This is a genomic window from Brevibacterium sp. LAARM3_SD1 (assembly GCF_057364765.1).
This window is the reverse complement of sequence record NZ_JBNFOL010000026.1, coordinates 43465-58990: the sequence shown is the minus strand read 5'-3', so window position 1 is coordinate 58990 and position 15526 is coordinate 43465. Positions and strand designations below refer to the sequence as shown.

The window sequence follows — 15526 nt, the reverse complement described above, 5'->3', positions numbered from 1 at the left end:
CAGCAACCTCGCGCCAGGTTGCTGGGCCCCCGTCAGGTAGTAATAGGGGTTAGGTGGCGGAGCGTTGGGCGGTGTCGACGACGTTCTTGAGCAGCAGAGCTCGAGTCATCGGACCGACGCCTCCCGGGTTCGGGGAGACCCAGGACGCCACCTCGGCGACCGCGGGATCGACGTCTCCGACGATCTTCGACTTCCCCGTCTCCGGGTCAGTCTCACGCGAGACGCCGACGTCGAGGACGATCGCTCCCGGCTTGACTGCCTCGGCCTTCACGATTCGAGCCGCACCGGCGGCCGCGACGATGACATCGGCCTGAGCCAGCAGCTCATCGAGGTTGCGGGTGCCGGTGTGTGTCAGGGTCACGGTCGCATTGTGCTCACGCCGCGTCAGCAGCGCACCGATGGACCGGCCCACGGTGACTCCGCGACCGATGACCACGACATGCTTACCGGCCAGTTCGATGCCGTTGCGGGTGATCAGTTCGATGACTCCGCGCGGAGTGCACGGCAACGGAGTGGTGATCTCCGAATTGACGTTGAGCACGAGTCGTCCGAGATTCGTCGGATGCAGACCATCGGCGTCCTTGGCCGGATCGATGGCCTCGAGGATCGTGTCGGTGTCGATGTGGTCCGGCAGCGGAAGCTGCACGATGTATCCGGTGCACGCGTCATCGTTGTTGAGCTCGTCGATGACGGCCAGCAGCTCGTCCTGGCTCACCGACTCCGGAAGGTCACGGCGGATCGACTGGATCCCGACCTCGGCGCAGTCACGGTGCTTGCCCGCGACGTACCACTTCGATCCGGGGTCCTCCCCCACCAGGACGGTGCCGAGGCCCGGGACGATTCCGGACTCCGCCAGGGTCGCCACGGCCTCGGTGAGTTCGGCCTTGATCTGCTTCGCACAGGCTCTGCCGTCGAGGATCTGTGCACTCATCAGTACTGCTCCAGGCCCTCGTAGAGAGGGAATTCGTCGCTGAGCTTCTTCACGCGAGCAGCGAGTGCCTCCACATCGGCACCCGGCTTGAGCGCCTCGGCGATGACGTCGGCGACGACGGTGAACTCCTCGTCGCCGAATCCGCGGGTGGCCAGGGCCGGGGTGCCGATGCGCAGCCCGGAGGTGACCATCGGCGGGCGCGGGTCGAAGGGCACGGCATTGCGGTTGACGGTGATGCCGACCGAGTGCAGAAGGTCCTCTGCCTGCTGTCCGTCGAGGGCGGAGTTTCGCAGATCGACGAGCACGAGGTGGACATCGGTGCCGCCGGTGAGCACGGTGGCTCCGGCCTCGGCGACATCGGAGGCCAGGAGGCGTTCGGCCAGGATCTGAGCGCCGCGCACGGTGCGTTCCTGACGTTCCCTGAACTCGGCAGCCGCCGCGAGCTTGAAGGCCACGGCCTTCGCTGCGATGACATGCATGAGCGGTCCGCCCTGCTGGCCGGGGAAGACAGCGGAGTTGAGCTTCTTCGCGTATTCCTCCTTGCCGAGGATGAAGCCGGAACGGGGTCCGCCGATGGTCTTGTGCACCGTCGAGGACACGACATCGGCGAAGGGCACGGGGTTCGGGTGCAGGCCGGCGGCCACGAGTCCGGCGAAGTGCGCCATATCGACCCACAGCTTCGCACCGACTTCGTCGGCGATATCGCGGAAGGCCTGGAAGTCCAGCTGACGGGGGTAGGCCGACCAGCCGGCGACGATGACCTCGGGGCGGTGTTCGAGGGCCTTCTCGCGCACCTTGTCCATATCGATGCGGTAGGTGTCGGGGTCGACCTCATAGGAGGCGACATCGTAGAGGCGACCGGAGAAGTTGATCTTCATGCCGTGGGTGAGGTGACCGCCGTGGGCCAGGGACAGACCGAGCATCTTGTCACCCTGACGAGCCAGGGCGTGCATGACTGCGGCGTTGGCCGAGGCGCCGGAATGAGGCTGGACGTTCGCGTATTCGGCGCCGAAGAGGCTCTTGGCACGGTCGATGGCGAGGTTCTCTGCCACGTCGACGTGTTCGCAGCCGCCATAGTAGCGCTTACCGGGATAGCCCTCGGCGTACTTGTTCGTCAGCACCGACCCCTGTGCTTCCAACACGGCGCGGGGGACGAAATTCTCCGAGGCGATCATCTCGAGTGTCGAACGCTGGCGGCCCAGCTCGAGGTCGAGGACTTCGGCAATCTGCGGGTCGATGTCGGCAAGCGAAGCCTGCATCGAGTTTTCGGTCATGAGTACTCTCCTGTGGCATCCGATGATGGGAGCGAGGCAGCGCGCAAGGTGCGGCCGTCACCCGGCACCATGCTAACAGCGACATCGCCTGGTTCCGGGGCCGCGACCGCCATCCGGATGGCGCCTCGGAGTGGGCGTTGAGCGCAACCACCGATTAGGATCGGGACCATGAGCTGCGAATGGATCTTAAGAGTCACCTGCCCCGATTCGACCGGCATCGTCCATGCCGTGACCGGGGTGCTCGCTGGGCTCGGCGGCAACATCACCGAATCGCAGCAGTTCTCCTCCCCCGATTCCCGCCAGTTCTTCCTGCGCGTCCAGTTCTCGACGTCCGCGGAGACCTCGGCCCGGACCGTGGAAGACGCCCTCGCCGAGGTGGCTCCCCGGTTCGCGATGACCGTGAGTCTGCAGCCGGTGGAGAAGAAGACTCGCACACTCATCATGGTGTCCAAGGCCGCCCACTGCCTCAACACTCTGCTGTTCAGGCATTCGGCCGGTCAGCTGCCCATCGACATCGTCGGCATCGCCGGCAACCATGACGATCTGCGACCGCTCGCCGAATTCCACGGCCACGACTTCCACCATATTCCGATCACCCGGGACACGAAGGCCGAAGCCGAGGCGAGGCTCTCCGCCCTCGTCGACGACCTCGATGTCGAACTCATCGTCTTGGCCCGGTACATGCAGATCCTCTCCCCCGAACTCTGCGACCGCCTCGAAGGTCGAGTCATCAACATCCACCATTCGTTCCTGCCGAGCTTCAAGGGCGCGAAGCCCTACCACCAGGCGCATGCCCGAGGTGTGAAGATCATCGGGGCGACCGCCCACTATGTCACCAGTGACCTCGACGAGGGTCCGATCATCGAACAGGATGTGGCCCGCGTCGATCACAATCAGGCGATCGCCGATTTCGTCCGTCACGGTCAGGACGTCGAGGCGGCCGTGCTCGCCCGGGCCGTTGCCTGGCACGCGGAGGGCCGTGTCCTCATGGACGGCCACCGCACGGTCGTCTTCGACTGACCCGTCACCTCCCCGAGGCGGCAGAACCGGTACCGGACCGCCTCGGTGAGAGGATCGACCGTTTCGGACCACCTCGCCGAGGTGATCCGTCGTTCGGTGGGCCGCCTCGGTGATGGTCGGGGTTCGCAACGTCGTGTGATGCGGTTCTGGCACATCTTCCGAATTTCCATATCAATGGCCCGAAGGCTGGGTTAGCCTCGAACCATGAGAGAGACCCACCTCACTCCAGAAGCCGAACTCCGTCGGCTGCCGATCCCCCGCGGTCCGGTGAACCTGGCCCGCCAAGCCGTGCTGCGATTGGCGAATGTCGGACTCACCGCCGCCTATGGCGCCTACCGAGCTCACCCGGCGATCTGGCGATTCACCGCACGCCATTACAACCCGAGACTCGAACCGTTCGCGAAGCTCAATGCGTGGATGATCTGCCAGCAGGCCTCCCTCGATGTGCCCGCATACCAGGACTACCTGGCGCGCTCCGGTTTCGAATTCCGGTGGTGGGACCTCGAGGCCTACACACCGACGTCGAAGGACGAGTTCGTCCGCCGCTACAGCGAGGAACATCGCTGCTGGGACGGTCGCATCGACCGCGTCGGCACCGTCGTCGACGAGTCCTCGGGTTCCTCGGGCACCCCGTTCAACTGGATGCGGTCGAAGAAGGAGCTCGACACCGTCCATAAGAACGTCGCCGGCTACGTCACGATGCTCTTCGACCACAAAGACCTGTTCTGCATCAACGCCTTCTCGATGGGGGCCTGGGCGACGGGAACGAATACGGGACTGGCCATGGCCAAAGTGGCAATGGTGAAGAACACGGGTCCGGACCTCGAGAAGATCCTCGACACGATGCAGCACTTCGGACCGAACCACACCTACCTCATCAGCGCCTATCCTCCGTTCCTCAAGCATCTCGTCGACCGGATGGACTCCGAACCCGAGAGATGGGCCGACTTCCGGCTCAATGGGTTCGTCGGCGGGGAGGCGATGACAGAGGGTCTGCGCGACTACCTCGAGGTGCGTTTCGACCGGGTGTACTCCGGGTACGGCGCCAGCGACCTGACGATCGGGATGGCCGGCGAATCCGACCTCTCGGTCGTCATCCGCCGGGCGCTGGCCCACGATCTCGACTTCCGTGCCGATGTCCTCGGTGCCGACGAGTCGCGTGTGCCGATGGTCTTCCAATACAACCCGTTGGAGACCTACCTGGAGACCACCGACGACGGTGAGCTGGTCGCCACGATCAACTCGGCTGCGGTGATGAGTCCGCGGCTGCGCTACAACATCGGCGACGAGGCCACGCTCATCGACTTCCCCACCATGGTCTCACTCACACGCCGCCATCCGGATCTGGCTCGGGCATGCTCGGCGGCATTCGCGGGCAACGGGATGAAGCTGCCGTTCGTGCTGCTGTTCGGGCGCGCGGATTCGACGATCTCGTATATGGGTGCCAACATCTATCCGCTCGACATCGAGAACGGACTCTACAGAGACAATCCCCAAGCCCACCTCATCGAGTCCTTCCGCATCGAACTGCGCGAGATCGCCGGCCATGAACAGCGCCCCGCCCTGCACATCCAACTGCGGGAAGAGGCTCCGACCATGGACGCAGCCGCACGGCAGAAGCTGGCCGGGACGATCCGTGCCGGGGTGCTCGGGCACCTGGCGTCGGTGTCGAGGGACTTCGCGCAGAGCCTGGAGGAGGACCCGTCGACCGCGGAGATCCACGTCGAGATCCACGACCACGCCACCGGGCCGTTCGAAACTGCGACCACGAAGATCAAGAACGTCTATGTTCAGAGAACACAGGAGGGTGACGATGCGATCGAATGATTTCTCCCAAGCTCCGCCCCAGGCCCGAGCCGAAGCGTTCTTCCTCGGAGCGAACCGCTACCGCAATCCGCTGGCGATGGTGGGCCAGCTGCGGCGGTGGCCGCGAGTGGCCAAGGGGCTGAAGGCCGCACCCGGATATCTGTGGCATCGCAGCTACTTCGAGTTCCCCGACCGGATCGGGCTGATGGTCGCCTTCACCACCCATGACGACCTTCTGGCATATGCGCGCACCCCCGAGCATCGGGAGATCATGAAGTGGCTCGTCGGCAGCGGCAAGGACTCTCCGGCCCGCGGCGGCTTCATCCGGATCCTCACGGCAGAGGAATGGGGATACACGAATGGCGAGTTCCGAGCCGAGGACGGCCGACTGGGCATGATCGACGAATTCACGAAGCTCAGTTCGGAATGAGACCGCGGCGGGTGAGCTCCCGGGCCGATCTCGCTGAGTTCATCGACCTGGGCCCACGCCTGGCGCGGGAGCGCGGCGAAGAGGACCATTATGTGCCTCTCTTCGCCGCCGATATCCGCGACTGGTTCGCAGGCCGAGGCTGGTTCGACGAACCTGTCGAGCTGTGGCTGTTCGACACCGACCAGGGAGAAGCGATCGCCCGAGTCATGTGTCACCGGTCGGCTGCCTTGGCAGCCGAACTGGACTCCAGTGGTGCGACCGCGCCGCCTCTCTTCTTCGGCGCAGCAGAAGCCGTCGACGCGGAGGCGCTGAGCGGGCTGATCACGTTCCTCGTCGAGCGAGCCGAGCAGGTGGGAGCGTCACGGATCTTCGGTCCGGTCTCTCCCCTGCCCAATGTCACCGGAGGTCTGCTCACCGACGGAGTCGATCGTCCCGGCTTCTTCGACACCGCATGGAATCCCGCCTTCTTCTGGCCGACTTTCGCCGCAGCCGGGTTCGATGTCTGGGGTCCCGCGCATACATGGGAGGTGCCCGTAAGATCCATTCCAGCGGCCCGAGCCACCGCGGTCACCTCCGCCGAATGGCATCGCCGGGGACTGCGTCGCCGACACGTCTCTCGATTCGGTCTGCGCCGCTTCGCCGACCGGCTGCTGCCGACTCTCAATGCGGCCTTTTCCGCTCTGCCCTATTACACAGCCATCTCGCCGGAACAGCTGCGCTCGCAGATGCAGGGCCTGTCCGCCCTGATGGACCCGGATCTCGTCATCGAGATCGCCGGTGCGGATGATCCCGCCGATGCCCCGCCTCGCTGCTTCGCACTCGTCGTCCCCGACCCGGTGCCGATCCTGCGCCGCCACGGCGGCCGCCTCGGTGTGCGAACCGTCCCCGACCTGCTCCGGCACCGTCGCACGATGAGGGACGCCGTGCTCATCATCCAGGGCACCGATCCCCGCCATCAGGGGTCGGGCCTGCTCAGCCTCGCAATCAGGGACCTCAACTCCGCGCTGATCGCCAAAGGATACCGACGGCTGCGGGTGACGTTCATCGCGGAGGACAATCCCGCCTCGGCGGCGGTTTTCGCCCGGTCCGGCGGCAGGGAGATGCACCGGCTCGTGTTCGTCGATCGAACCCTGGCTCCGCCCTCGCCGGAGGAGCACCGTTGACGCTGACCACCTCCCTCGTCGAGTCGCTCCTCACCGTCGCCGGCTCCGCCCCCTCTGCCCACAACACCCAGCCCTGGGTTCCCGAAGTCACGAACTGCACGCCCGAGGGCGCGGAGGTCCGGGTCGGCGTCGACCCTGCCCGCCTGCTGCCGCGCGGGGACCCGCGCAGCGAGGATCTTCACCTGGGCATGGGCTGCTGGCTGGAATCGCTGGCAATCGCCGCCGCCGAGGCGGGGGTGCACACCGAATCCGTCACCGTTCGAGGACGCGGTCCCACCTTGGACATCCACCTGCGCCTGACCACCACGGAATCCTCGGCCGACCCCACGGTGAGGGGCTCGGAGGCGACGGCACGGACCGCATGGCCCCGTTTCGGGGTCGCCGACCTGCACCATCGTCAGGTCGACCGCGGCCCCTTGGAACGGTCGGAAGCCAGTTTCGCGAAGGCCATGTTGGTCTGCCGCACCGCCATCGCCGAGACCGGGGTGTGCCTCGTGGAAGTCCCCGACCGCACATGGCGCGGATGGCTGCGCCGTGCAGCGCTGCATTCCTATGGCGACCGGGCGGTGTTTGCCGAGACTCTGCGCTGGCTGCGCTTCGATGCCGGCGACCCGCTCTACCACCAGGACGGACTCACCGCCGAGTGTCTGCGCATCTCCCCGCTCGGTGCCCGGGCCGCGGCGGTTCTCGATCGCCCATGGCTGCATTCCCTGATCACCGGCCTGGCCTCGGCGGGACTCGCACCCGTCGCTTCGGCAGACTCGGCGATACGGCGGTTGGCACGCTCGGGTCACGTCGCGACTCGCGCGCCCGTCACGTTCGCTGAATGACAGTCTTCCGCCAGCCTCTGCGGCGACGTTACCTTCAACGGCAGCTCGTCCCGAGGGACGGCGTCCGCACCATCTGATCCTGTCCGTCCCCGATCGGCCAGCACTGTCGGTCGCGGACGAAGTCGAGGTCGGACGAGTCCTGCTCCGAATCTGGCTGACGCTCGACCGGTACGGGCTGCGCGTCGACGTCCATTCCGAGCTCAAGGACAGCCCGACCGTCCGAAGCGAACTGGCGGCCTGCCTCCGCGGTCGGCCGATCGCCGCCTTCACGGTGGGAGCATCCATGACTCCGGTCCCCCGAGCGCCCCGATTGCCGATCTTCTAGTCCTGCCTCCGGAGGCAGATGGAGGTGTATCCTCACAGGAGATGGGCGCACAGGGAATTCACACCCGCGACCTCTTGTGCTGTAAGGTCGGCTCGGCCTATCAAAAGGAGCTGAGCTCAGATGTCGGAAACCACTTTCCGCACGATTGCGATCGTCCTCTACTTCATCGGCATGCTGGCCATCGGCTGGTTCGCGTACCGTAAGACGAAGAACAATCTCGATGACTATATGCTCGCCGGGCGCGGACTGCGACCCAGCGTTGCGGCCCTGAGCGCTGGTGCATCGGATATGTCCGGCTGGCTGCTGATGGGGCTGCCCGGGGCCATCTACGTCTCCGGCCTCATCGAGGCCTGGATCGCCATCGGCCTGACGGTCGGTGCCTGGGTCAATTGGAAGATCGTCGCTCCGAGGCTCCGCGCGTTCACGGAGAAGGCGGGCGACTCGATCACCATCCCCAGCTTCTTCGAACAGCGGCTGAAGGATCGGACACGACTGCTGCGCATCGTCTGCGGCATCATCATCCTCGTCTTCTTCACCTTCTACGTCTCGTCGGGCATGGTCGCGGCCGGCAAGTTCTTCGAGTCGAGCTTCGGGCTCAACTACCTCGGTGGAATGCTTCTCGTCGCCGCGATCACGATGATCTACACCCTCTTCGGCGGATTCCTCGGTGCGACCCTCACCGACGTCGCCCAAGGGCTGCTGATGTTCGCCGCTCTGGTGGCCGTGCCGATCGTCGCCGTCATCAACGCCGGTGGCCCCTCGACCGTGATCAGCAACGTCTCCGAGATCGATCCCGGACTGCTCAACCTCTTCGGCTCCGAAGGCTTCTGGACCTTCGCGACCATCACCTCCGTCGTCTCCGCCCTGGCGTGGGGACTCGGCTACTTCGGACAGCCGCACATCATCGTTCGCTTCATGGCTCTGCGCACTCCCGCCGACGCCACCGTCGCCAGACGCATCGGCGTCGGTTGGATGGCGATCTCCGCGCTCGGAGCCATCGCCACCGCCATCGTCGGCATCTCCTACTTCTCCCAGCACGCGAACATGGAACCCGCCGACGCCGAGACCATCTTCCTCGACCTCGCACAGATCCTCTTCCACCCGTTCATCGCCGGCCTCGTGCTGGCTGCGGTGCTGGCCGCGATCATGTCGACGATATCCTCGCAGCTCGTCGTCACCTCGTCGGCTCTCATCGAGGACCTGTTCAAGATCGTCGCGCGGCGCACCGGATCCACGCGGACTTTCCAGGACAAGACCTACGTGCTGCTCGGCCGCCTCGGTGTGCTCGTCGTCGCCGTCATCGCAGTGGTCCTCGCGATCTCACCGTCGAACAGCATCCTCGACCTCGTCGCCTTCGCATGGGCAGGCTTCGGCGCCTCGTTCGGCCCGATTGTCCTGCTCACCCTGTTCTGGAAGCGCCTGAGCAACTGGGGCGCCCTGTTCGGTCTGCTCTCCGGTGCCGTCGTGGCCTTCGTCTGGGGACAGGTGAGCACTCCGCTGACGGACGCGATCTACGAGATCATCCCCGGCTTCGCAGTCAACCTCCTCGTCGCGGTCGTCGTCAGCCGCTTCACCTATAAGCACGACGAGGCCTCTGACATCGAGTTCGACGAATCCGTGGCGCTCTCCCGCGTGAAGTGAGACGCAACTCCACCAGCACACGCTGAGCGAAGGCCGGGGCATGATTGCGCCCCGGCCTTCGTCATATCGAGACGTCAGTCTGACCCATGGCTTACCCACCGTCGGTGCGCTGAACGGATCGCGGTACATCCGCAGATGCCCGCCCCAGAAGAGAGGACGCCGGTCACTCATGCGGTGACATTACGTTGAGAGCCACAGGTTGCGTACCGGAACAATCGCTTTTCGTCCCAATCATCTGGATCGAAACCGATGATTGGAACGAAAAGCAAGTGAGCACGCCGAGGTGGCCGGACAGGTGCGTGGTAACCGACCCCGCCGAGGCGGCCCGATAGGTTCGTACATCGGCACCCAGAGGCACCGGTGAATACACTTCAGCGGCACCTGTGTGGGTGCCCGCCTGAAGTGTGTGACGTCGGGCTTCGGAGTACCGAGCCGGATGTCGGTCGAGAAGCTTACTTCTCCTCGACAGCCTCGGAGGACTCTTCAGCGGTCTCGGCATCGGCCTCGACAGCGTCAGCCTCGACAGCGGCGTCTTCGGCCGGAGCCTCGTCGACGACCTCGGCCTCAGCCGGTGCCTCTTCTGCCGGAGCGGCAGCAGCGGCGGTAGCCTGCTCGGCTTCCTTCACGGTTGCCTGCTTGGGCGAGTAGGGCTCGAGGACCAGTTCGATGACGGCCATCGGGGCGTTGTCGCCGGGGCGAGGACCGATCTTGGTGATACGGGTGTATCCACCGGGACGCTCGGCCATCGTTTCGGCGATCGAGGTGAAGAGCTCGTGCACGATCGACTTGTCGGAGATCTGGCCGAGCACGCGACGACGTGCGGCCAGGTCACCCTTCTTGGCGTTCGTGATCATGCGCTCGGCAACCGGGCGCAGGCGCTTGGCCTTCGTCACGGTCGTCTTGATCTGCTTGTGCTCGAACAGCTGGGCTGCCAGGTTGTTGAGCATCATGCGCTCGTGTGTGGGCGATCCGCCGAGGCGGGGACCCTTGGTTGGGGTTGGCATTGTCAGTTACTCCTAGGTCTTAATCAGTACTGTTCGTCTTCGACGTAGGACTGGTCCTCATCAACGAGGCCGGCTTCGAATCCGGCAGGACTGTCCTTGAGGCTCAGGCCGAGCTCGTTGAGCTTCGCCTTGACCTCGTCGATCGACTTCGAACCAAAGTTGCGGATATCCATCAGGTCGGCTTCGCTGCGAGCAACGAGCTCACCGACGGTGTGGATGCCTTCGCGCTTGAGGCAGTTGTAGGAGCGCACGGTCAGGTCGAGGTCTTCGATCGCCAGCGCCAGATCGGCGGCGAGTGCCGCGTCCACAGGCGAGGGTCCGATCTCGATGCCTTCAGCTTCGACGTTGAGCTCTCGAGCCAGGCCGAAGAGCTCGACCAGCGTCTTACCCGCAGATGCGATGGCATCGCGCGGGGTCATCGAGGGCTTGGTTTCGACGTCGAGGACCAGACGATCGAAGTCGGTGCGCTGTTCGACACGCGTGGCTTCGACCTTGTAGGTGACCTTGAGAACCGGGGAGTAGATCGAATCGACCGGGATCCGGCCGATCTCTGCATCCGCGTTCTTGTTCTGAGCGCTCGAAACGTATCCGCGTCCGCGTTCGATGGTCAGTTCCATATCCAGACGACCCTCACCATTCAGCGTGGCGATGTGCAGGTCCGGGTTGTGGATCTCGACTCCGGCAGGAGCAGACACATCGGCAGCGGTCACGGTGCCAGGTCCCTGCTTGCGCAGGTAGGCGACGACCGGTTCGTCGAATTCGGACGATACGACCAGGGACTTCAGGTTGAGGATGAACTCGGTGACATCCTCCTTGACTCCCGGCACGGTGCTGAACTCGTGGAGCACTCCGTCGATCCGGATGGACGTGACGGCGGCACCAGGGATCGAGGACAGCAGGGTCCGGCGAAGCGAGTTGCCGAGGGTGTAGCCGAATCCGGGCTCGAGCGGTTCGATGGCGAACCGTGAGCGGTTATCGGAGACGACTTCTTCCGTGAGCGTTGGGCGCTGTGCAATGAGCACGTGGGCTTCCTTTCAGCGAACATCCGCTATATGACGTTCGCACTGCACGTCATGGCCGTAAGGGCCATGAAGAACGGTTCGGGTTATCTGGGAATCCGTTCTGCGACCGATGTCGGGCTCATACCCGCCATCCGTTGCAGTTCCACGGAAGGATCAGCCGCGGCGGCGCTTGGGGGGACGGCAGCCGTTGAACGGAACGGGGGTGACATCCTGGATGGTTCCCAGTTCCAGGCCGGCAGCCTGCAGCGAACGGATAGCCGTCTCGCGGCCCGAGCCCGGTCCCTTGACGAACACGTCGACCTTCTTCAGGCCGTGTTCCTGCGCCCGGCGCGCAGCCGATTCAGCAGCCATCTGAGCGGCGTACGGGGTCGACTTGCGCGAACCCTTGAAGCCGATCTCACCTGAGGAGGCCCAGGAGATGACAGCACCGGTCGGATCGGTGATCGACACGATGGTGTTGTTGAAGGTTGATTTGATGTGAGCCTGGCCGGCAACGATATTCTTCTTCAGCTTGCGGCGAGGCTTGCGCACTGTAGCGGCGCGTGACTTGGGAGGCATATGTCCTACTCCTGATCGAGGTGGTTGGCGTCGGCCAACCGGGTGAGCGTGTTACTTCTTCTTACCGGCCACGGTGCGCTTGGGGCCCTTGCGGGTACGCGCATTCGTCTTGGTCCGCTGACCGCGAACCGGCAGACCGCGGCGGTGACGCAGGCCTTCATAGCTTCCGATTTCGACCTTGCGGCGGATATCGGCGGCCACCTCACGACGGAGGTCACCCTCAACCTGGAATGTGCCCTCGATGTAGTCACGCAGCTGGACGAGCTCTGCGTCGCTCAAGTCCTTCACACGGGTATCAGGGCTGATTCCCGTTTCGGTCAGGGTCTGGCGCGCACGGGTGCGGCCCACACCATAGATGTAAGTCAAGGCGACTTCCACGCGCTTTTCACGCGGGATGTCGACTCCGGCAAGTCGTGCCATAGGTACTGTCTCCTGTTGTTGTTTCGGAGGTGCTGATGCAAACCTGTCCTTGGTCGCCCAAGGTCTCCGGCCCCCGACCGGAGGTATCGTCCCGTATCCGCTCCACCGAAGTTCTCACTTCTCGTGGTCTCGGACGCAGATGGCGAGGTTTGCGCGGGTGTGGTGCTGCTGAAGCCCCTCTCTGAGGAGCTTCGATCTGCTCAGAACGAGCTGCTCAGCCCTGGCGCTGCTTGTGGCGCGGGTTGGAGCAGATGACGATGACCCGGCCGTGACGGCGGGTAATCTGGCAGTTCTCGCAGATCTTCTTGACGCTGGGCTTAACCTTCATCGTTTTTCCTTCTTTCGGTCTCTGCCCGGCAGGACAGGACGCGAATGATCGAAGATCCTTACTTGTAGCGGTAAACGATTCGTCCACGCGAGAGATCGTATGGAGACAGCTCCACAATGACCCGGTCCTCGGGAAGGATGCGGATATAGTGCTGACGCATCTTTCCGGAGATATGTGCGAGCACCTTGTGCCCGTTGCTCAGCTCAACCCGGAACGATGCGTTCGGCAGAGCCTCGACAACGGTGCCTTCGATCTCAATGACCCCTTCTTTTTTGGCCATATCGTTCGCTAACCTCGTATTCCCGCGAAACCTTCGCGTTCGACGTAATCGTGTATCACCGACTCAATGCCGGTGACCCCTCGGCCTGCAGTCCTCGTCACCACATGAAAAGAAGTGGATGGCAGAAGCCGCCCACATCTGGAAAAGGGTGAGTTGAATGAGAACAGACCAATCATCAACCCTACACTACGGAGAAAGATTCTTCCACACGGTGTTCGCTTCTCAGCGTGAAGTCCCTTACAATCCCATCTTCGCCGAGGCGGCCCTCCATTCCCATGACCTCCGACGACGGACGCACCCCACCGTCCGCGCCCCGACTGCTAGCGTGAGAACCGCACCCGACGCAGTCCCCGAAGAGGAGAACCGAGATGTCCGATTTCGATGCCATCACCGAGGAATCCCTGGTCGCGAAGGGCGGCCGCAAGTGGTCGTCGTTCCCCGGCTCCATCGGCGCCTTCATCGCCGAGATGGACTTCGGGGTCGCCCCCGCTGTGCGTCAGGCGCTGCAGACCGTCGACGAGCGCGACCTCTACGGCTATGCTCCCGCCGATGCCGTCGCCGATCTGCGAACCGCGACTTCGAGCTTCTGCTCCGAGCGCTACGGCTGGCGGATCCCCGTCGGCCACATCGAACCGGCCAGCGATGTCCTCGCCGCGTTCCTCGGCGTGCTCACCCATCTCACCCCGGCCGACACTCCGATCGTGCTGCCGACACCGGCCTATATGCCGTTCTTCGACGTCGCGCGCGTGACGGGACGCGAGCTCATCGAAGTCCCGATGCTGCGGTCGGAGACCGGATGGTCCCTCGACCTCGATGCCATCGCCGCTGCCTTGACTCCCGGCGCGACGTTCGTCCTGTGCAACCCGCATAATCCCATCGGCAAGGTCTACACGGAGGCCGAGCTGATCGCCCTCGCCGACGTCATCGAGGCGGCCGGCGCCCGGGTGTTCTCCGATGAGATCCACGCGCCCGTCATCTATGCCCCCGCGCGGCACATGCCCTATGCCACACTCACCGAGGCGACCGCCGCCCACACCGCCACCGCGACGGCTGCGTCGAAGGCCTTCAACATCCCGGGTCTCAAATGCGCTCAGCTCATCCTCACTTCCCCCGCTGACCGCGAGATCTGGGCGAAGAAGGGACAGTTCGTCTCCGGTGCGGCCTCGAACCCGGGGATCCTGGCGACCACGGCAGCGTATACCCGTGGCGGCGACTGGCTGAGCGAGGTCAACGGCTACCTCAAGGGCAATCGCGACCACTTCACGGATCTCGTCGGCTCACTGCTGCCGAACGCCGCCTATATCGAACCGGAAGGCACCTATCTGGCGTGGTTGGATCTGCGCGGCTACGGTTTGGAGTCCGGTCTGTCCGATCACATCCGATCCCGCGCCGAGGTGGCCGTGACCGAAGGGCGGCTGTGCGGTGAGGTCGGGGCCGGTCATATCCGGTTCAACTTCGCCCTCCCCCGTCCCCTGCTCACCGAAGCGGTAACGAGGATCGCCCGGATCCTCTGAGCTACTGCCCGAGTCCGTCTCCTTTCGGCGGCTCAGCGCTCCGGCAGCCACTCGACGAGGTCGAACGACGAGCTGGCTCCCGCGCACTCACGGATCTGCTGATCGAACCGCAGATAGTATTCGAGGTTGCACTGCTGCATCAGAGCACGGAACCGCACGGCCGGCTGACTGCCCTCGACAAGGGCCTCGGGCAGCAGCGGGTGGCTCATCACAGCGCGGGCGACATCGAAGTACAAATCGAAGAAGCCTCTCAGGCTCAGCCCTGGGCATCCGGCGCCCGGGGCTGATCCGCCGGAACTCAATGCGTTCATGCGCTGCTCGATCGGAGGCAGCTGGGCGAGGGCGGCGTCGAGCTCGAACGCACGCGTCGTCATTCTGCGGCGGCCGCGATGGAATCAGGTGTCAGCTCTCCCGCCTCAGACCAGCAGGAACCGGGCATCTCTGGCAGACGCGCCGTGAGGTGAGTGCTTCGGTCAGCGAAGCCGATGAGTATTCCCGGTCGGAGCTGCCTGTATCCCAGGCTCCGGGCGATGTACTGCAGTCGGTCCCGCAGCCCACGCTCGGCTTCCGGAACGGAATACACAACGGTGTGGAAGCGACCTTCATACTCGGGAAAGACATGATCACCGGCGATATCGCCGAAATCCGAGAGGATGTGTTCGCTCAGCCGGTAGACGGAGACCCGCCCGACTCGTTCGCTGCTGATGATGCCTCGTTGGACCATCCGCACGAGCTGATTGTGCACGCTGGAGGACGAATACCCGTGTTCAGCAAGCACACGGACGATGACGGGCCCCGGCAGTCCGCTCGCCTGCAGACACCCGAAAGCGGAGATCACGTCGAAGGCGATCCGTGTCATCCGATACCGATCGCCCACATCTGTCCGACGTTTCGGGACATCGTGGACACTCGTCATGGCCAGATCCTACCGTGAAAACACAAGGATCGGTGCCGACAGGACCGAGATCGCAGCGACGCGA

The 15526-nt window shown here is 64.3% G+C and carries 17 protein-coding genes; 7 read left to right on the top strand and 10 right to left on the bottom strand.

Translation table 11 applies throughout. From position 1 onward, the window contains the following. Nucleotides 1-49: 49 nt before the first annotated feature. Both AC2W7L_RS14020 and glyA read right to left on the bottom strand, forming a co-directional pair. Nucleotides 50-931 carry a bifunctional methylenetetrahydrofolate dehydrogenase/methenyltetrahydrofolate cyclohydrolase gene (locus AC2W7L_RS14020; protein WP_167194711.1) on the bottom strand — a complete coding sequence of 294 codons (882 nt, stop codon included), beginning with the start codon at nt 929-931 and terminating at the stop codon, nt 50-52. Beyond that, nucleotides 931-2205 carry a serine hydroxymethyltransferase gene (gene glyA, locus AC2W7L_RS14015; protein WP_167194708.1) on the bottom strand — a complete coding sequence of 425 codons (1275 nt, stop codon included), beginning with the start codon at nt 2203-2205 and terminating at the stop codon, nt 931-933. Before glyA ends, AC2W7L_RS14020 begins: the two co-directional genes overlap by 1 nt. A gap of 168 nt (nt 2206-2373) precedes the next feature. Between glyA and purU the strand changes: the two genes are divergently transcribed. The 6 genes from purU (at nt 2374) to putP (ending at nt 9420) form a co-directional block, all read left to right on the top strand. Further along, on the top strand, nt 2374-3225 hold the full coding sequence (purU, locus tag AC2W7L_RS14010) for a formyltetrahydrofolate deformylase (protein ID WP_486004926.1): 852 nt from the start codon (nt 2374-2376) through the stop codon (nt 3223-3225). A 204-nt stretch (nt 3226-3429) separates the two neighbouring features. Beyond that, nucleotides 3430-5052: a phenylacetate--CoA ligase family protein gene (locus AC2W7L_RS14005; RefSeq protein WP_486004925.1), complete on the top strand. Its 1623-nt coding sequence runs from the start codon at nt 3430-3432 to the stop codon at nt 5050-5052. After that, nucleotides 5039-5461 carry a hypothetical protein gene (locus AC2W7L_RS14000; protein WP_486004924.1) on the top strand — a complete coding sequence of 141 codons (423 nt, stop codon included), beginning with the start codon at nt 5039-5041 and terminating at the stop codon, nt 5459-5461. Before AC2W7L_RS14005 ends, AC2W7L_RS14000 begins: the two co-directional genes overlap by 14 nt. Before the next feature lie 11 nt (nt 5462-5472). Then, on the top strand, nt 5473-6624 hold the full coding sequence (locus tag AC2W7L_RS13995) for a hypothetical protein (protein WP_486004923.1): 1152 nt from the start codon (nt 5473-5475) through the stop codon (nt 6622-6624). Continuing rightward, nucleotides 6621-7454, top strand: a complete 834-nt coding sequence (locus tag AC2W7L_RS13990; RefSeq protein WP_486004922.1) for a hypothetical protein — start codon at nt 6621-6623, stop codon at nt 7452-7454. The genes AC2W7L_RS13995 and AC2W7L_RS13990 overlap by 4 nt, the downstream gene beginning before the upstream one ends. Nucleotides 7455-7899: 445 nt before the next feature. Continuing rightward, on the top strand, nt 7900-9420 hold the full coding sequence (putP, locus tag AC2W7L_RS13985) for a sodium/proline symporter PutP (RefSeq protein ID WP_486004921.1): 1521 nt from the start codon (nt 7900-7902) through the stop codon (nt 9418-9420). Between the two features lie 452 nt (nt 9421-9872). Here the strand turns inward: putP and rplQ are convergent, their stop codons facing one another. From rplQ to infA, 6 genes are all read right to left on the bottom strand, one after another. Beyond that, complete coding sequence (gene rplQ, locus AC2W7L_RS13980; protein WP_486004920.1) at nt 9873-10424, bottom strand: 50S ribosomal protein L17; 552 nt, start codon at nt 10422-10424, stop codon at nt 9873-9875. A 23-nt stretch (nt 10425-10447) separates the two neighbouring features. Then, complete coding sequence (locus tag AC2W7L_RS13975; RefSeq protein WP_025777903.1) at nt 10448-11446, bottom strand: DNA-directed RNA polymerase subunit alpha; 999 nt, start codon at nt 11444-11446, stop codon at nt 10448-10450. 153 nt (nt 11447-11599) lie between these two features. Further along, nucleotides 11600-12004, bottom strand: coding sequence for a 30S ribosomal protein S11 (gene rpsK, locus AC2W7L_RS13970; RefSeq protein WP_025777904.1), 405 nt, complete (start codon nt 12002-12004; stop codon nt 11600-11602). A gap of 51 nt (nt 12005-12055) precedes the next feature. Beyond that, entirely contained in the window at nt 12056-12424 is a 369-nt protein-coding gene (gene rpsM / locus AC2W7L_RS13965) for a 30S ribosomal protein S13 (protein WP_025777905.1), read from the bottom strand. A 214-nt stretch (nt 12425-12638) separates the two neighbouring features. Continuing rightward, nucleotides 12639-12752, bottom strand: coding sequence for a 50S ribosomal protein L36 (rpmJ, locus tag AC2W7L_RS13960; RefSeq protein WP_009884960.1), 114 nt, complete (start codon nt 12750-12752; stop codon nt 12639-12641). Between the two features lie 58 nt (nt 12753-12810). After that, complete coding sequence (gene infA, locus AC2W7L_RS13955) at nt 12811-13032, bottom strand: translation initiation factor IF-1 (protein WP_009379245.1); 222 nt, start codon at nt 13030-13032, stop codon at nt 12811-12813. 368 nt (nt 13033-13400) lie between these two features. On the opposite strand from infA, the gene AC2W7L_RS13950 reads away from it, so the two are divergent. Continuing rightward, nucleotides 13401-14546, top strand: a complete 1146-nt coding sequence (locus AC2W7L_RS13950) for a MalY/PatB family protein (protein ID WP_486004919.1) — start codon at nt 13401-13403, stop codon at nt 14544-14546. Between the two features lie 32 nt (nt 14547-14578). Here AC2W7L_RS13950 and AC2W7L_RS13945 read toward each other — a convergent pair whose 3' ends face one another. Together AC2W7L_RS13945 and AC2W7L_RS13940 are read right to left on the bottom strand one after the other, a co-directional pair. Beyond that, nucleotides 14579-14920, bottom strand: coding sequence for a hypothetical protein (locus tag AC2W7L_RS13945; RefSeq protein WP_486004918.1), 342 nt, complete (start codon nt 14918-14920; stop codon nt 14579-14581). Beyond that, nucleotides 14917-15462 (bottom strand): hypothetical protein, encoded by a 546-nt coding sequence (locus AC2W7L_RS13940; protein WP_486004917.1) that lies wholly within the window; start codon nt 15460-15462, stop codon nt 14917-14919. The genes AC2W7L_RS13945 and AC2W7L_RS13940 overlap by 4 nt, the downstream gene beginning before the upstream one ends. Nucleotides 15463-15526 lie beyond the last annotated feature (64 nt).

Excerpts from the sequence above, each read along its gene's own strand:
- AC2W7L_RS14020 (WP_167194711.1), bottom strand. The coding sequence starts at position 931 with ATGAGTGCACAGATCCTCGACGGCAGAGCCTGTGCGAAGCAGATCAAG.
- glyA (WP_167194708.1), bottom strand. The coding sequence starts at position 2,205 with ATGACCGAAAACTCGATGCAGGCTTCGCTTGCCGACATCGACCCGCAG.
- purU (WP_486004926.1), top strand. The coding sequence starts at position 2,374 with ATGAGCTGCGAATGGATCTTAAGAGTCACCTGCCCCGATTCGACCGGC.
- AC2W7L_RS14005 (WP_486004925.1), top strand. The coding sequence starts at position 3,430 with ATGAGAGAGACCCACCTCACTCCAGAAGCCGAACTCCGTCGGCTGCCG.
- AC2W7L_RS14000 (WP_486004924.1), top strand. The coding sequence starts at position 5,039 with ATGCGATCGAATGATTTCTCCCAAGCTCCGCCCCAGGCCCGAGCCGAA.
- putP (WP_486004921.1), top strand. The coding sequence starts at position 7,900 with ATGTCGGAAACCACTTTCCGCACGATTGCGATCGTCCTCTACTTCATC.
- rplQ (WP_486004920.1), bottom strand. The coding sequence starts at position 10,424 with ATGCCAACCCCAACCAAGGGTCCCCGCCTCGGCGGATCGCCCACACAC.
- rpsK (WP_025777904.1), bottom strand. The coding sequence starts at position 12,004 with ATGCCTCCCAAGTCACGCGCCGCTACAGTGCGCAAGCCTCGCCGCAAG.
- rpsM (WP_025777905.1), bottom strand. The coding sequence starts at position 12,424 with ATGGCACGACTTGCCGGAGTCGACATCCCGCGTGAAAAGCGCGTGGAA.
- rpmJ (WP_009884960.1), bottom strand. The coding sequence starts at position 12,752 with ATGAAGGTTAAGCCCAGCGTCAAGAAGATCTGCGAGAACTGCCAGATT.
- infA (WP_009379245.1), bottom strand. The coding sequence starts at position 13,032 with ATGGCCAAAAAAGAAGGGGTCATTGAGATCGAAGGCACCGTTGTCGAG.
- AC2W7L_RS13950 (WP_486004919.1), top strand. The coding sequence starts at position 13,401 with ATGTCCGATTTCGATGCCATCACCGAGGAATCCCTGGTCGCGAAGGGC.
- AC2W7L_RS13945 (WP_486004918.1), bottom strand. The coding sequence starts at position 14,920 with ATGACGACGCGTGCGTTCGAGCTCGACGCCGCCCTCGCCCAGCTGCCT.
- AC2W7L_RS13940 (WP_486004917.1), bottom strand. The coding sequence starts at position 15,462 with ATGACGAGTGTCCACGATGTCCCGAAACGTCGGACAGATGTGGGCGAT.